Source organism: Brevundimonas sp. (genome assembly GCF_032017145.1).
Taxonomy (GTDB): domain Bacteria; phylum Pseudomonadota; class Alphaproteobacteria; order Caulobacterales; family Caulobacteraceae; genus Brevundimonas.
Window position 1 is genome coordinate 1 of record NZ_DALZQC010000219.1, and the last position, 1,897, is coordinate 1,897.

The window sequence follows — 1,897 nt, forward strand, 5'->3', positions numbered from 1 at the left end:
TCGCGAGCGACCCCGGCGCGGACAGGCGTTTTGGACGCCTTGGGCGACAGGGCGATGACGGCCGCCGATCTGGCGCGGGCGGCGGGGGTCTCGTCCGGCGTGGTCAGGGGCCTGATCGACGAGGGCGTGCTGGAGATCATCGAGATCGCGGCCGAGGCGGCGTTCGACCGGCCCGATCCCGACCATGCGCCCGCCTCGCTGAACGGCGACCAGGCGGCGGCGGCGGCGGCGCTGTCGGACGGCGTGACGGGCGGCGGCTTTCGGCCCTTCCTGCTGGACGGGGTGACGGGATCGGGCAAGACCGAGGCCTATCTGGAGGCGATCGCGCGGGTGCTGCGGGCCGATCCGGCGGCGCAGATTCTGATCCTGCTGCCCGAGATCGCCCTGACCCAGGCCCTGATCGAGCGGATCACGGCCCGGTTCGGCGCAGGTCCCGCCGAATGGCATTCCGGCGTCGCCCCGCCCCGCCGTCGTCAGGTGTGGGAGGCGGTGGTCGCCGGGCGTTGCAACATCGTGGTCGGCGCGCGCTCGGCCCTGTTCCTGCCCTTCGTCAATCTGCGCCTTATAGTGGTGGACGAGGAGCACGACGGCTCGTTCAAACAGGAGGAAGGGCTGGTCTATCACGGACGGGACCTTGCCGTGGCTCGGGTGCGGATCGAGGGGGCGGCGGTGGTCCTGGCCTCGGCGACGCCGTCGCTGGAGACGCTGTGGAACGCCCAGGGCGGGCGCTACGACTGGCTGAAGCTGGGCGCGCGGCACGGCAAGGCCGTCCTGCCGGATATCGCCCTGCTGGATTTGCGTCAGAACACGCCCGATCCCCAGACCTGGCTGTCGCAACCGCTGCGGCTGGCCATCGGCGAAACCTTGCAGCGGGGCGAGCAGACGCTGCTGTTCCTGAACCGACGCGGCTATGCGCCGGTCGTCCTGTGCCGGGCCTGCGGGCATCGGCTGACGGCGCCGGACACCGACAGCTGGCTGGTCGAGCATCGCTATACAGGGCGGCTGGTCTGTCACCTGACCGGCTTCTCCATGGCGCGGCCCAAATTGTGTCCGTCATGCGGAGCCGAGGATTCGCTGGTCTCGGTCGGGCCGGGGGTCGAACGGGTCGAGGAAGAGGTGCGCCAGTTGTTCCCCGAGGCGCGAACGGCGGTGTTCAGCTCCGACACCGCGCCCGACGCCCGGTCGGCCCGCGCCCTGATCCAGCGGATGACGGACGGTGAGATCGACATTCTGGTGGCGACCCAGGCGGCGGCCAAGGGCCACAACTTCCCCCGACTGACCCTGGTGGGCGTGGTGGACGCGGACCTGGGCCTGCGCGGCGGCGACCTGCGGGCGGCCGAACGCACCTATCAACTGCTGGCCCAGGCGACGGGCCGGGCGGGCCGGGCGGACAAGCCGGGACGGGCGCTGCTTCAGACCTGGACGCCCGAGCACCCGGTGCTGATGGCCCTGGCGGCGGGCGACCGCGACGCCTTCGTGGAAGCCGAGATGGCCGAGCGCGAGGCCGCGTCGCTTCCGCCCTATGGCCGGCTGGCGGCGATCATCCTGTCCAGCGAGAATTCGGCTGCGGTGGAGAAGACGGCGAACGACCTGGCCCAGGCCATTCCCAACGCCGAACGGCTGGAGGTCTATGGCCCCGCCGACGCGCCGCTGGCCCTGGTGCGAGGGCGCAGGCGCAAGCGGCTGCTGGTGCGGGCCGACCGCGACGTGAACCTCCAGGCCTTCCTGAGAGCCTGGCTTCAGCGGGTGAAGGTTCCGGGCTCCGTCCGCCTGACCGTCGATGTGGACCCCTATTCGTTCCTCTAGGATCAATCGACATTCAGTCGGTCGAATTATCAGATCGTCATTCCGGGGCTGAGCGAAGCGAAGAACCCGGAACCCAGGGCTGCGGTCGCGC

The 1,897-nt window shown here is 70.7% G+C and carries 1 protein-coding gene; it reads left to right on the forward strand.

Features of this window, described 5'->3' with window-relative positions:
* Positions 1 to 1,806 (forward strand): primosomal protein N' (locus RTU05_RS18135; RefSeq protein WP_312599673.1); only part of this gene is annotated, 1,806 nt, incomplete at its 5' end.
* Between the last annotated feature and the right edge of the window lie 91 nt (positions 1,807 to 1,897).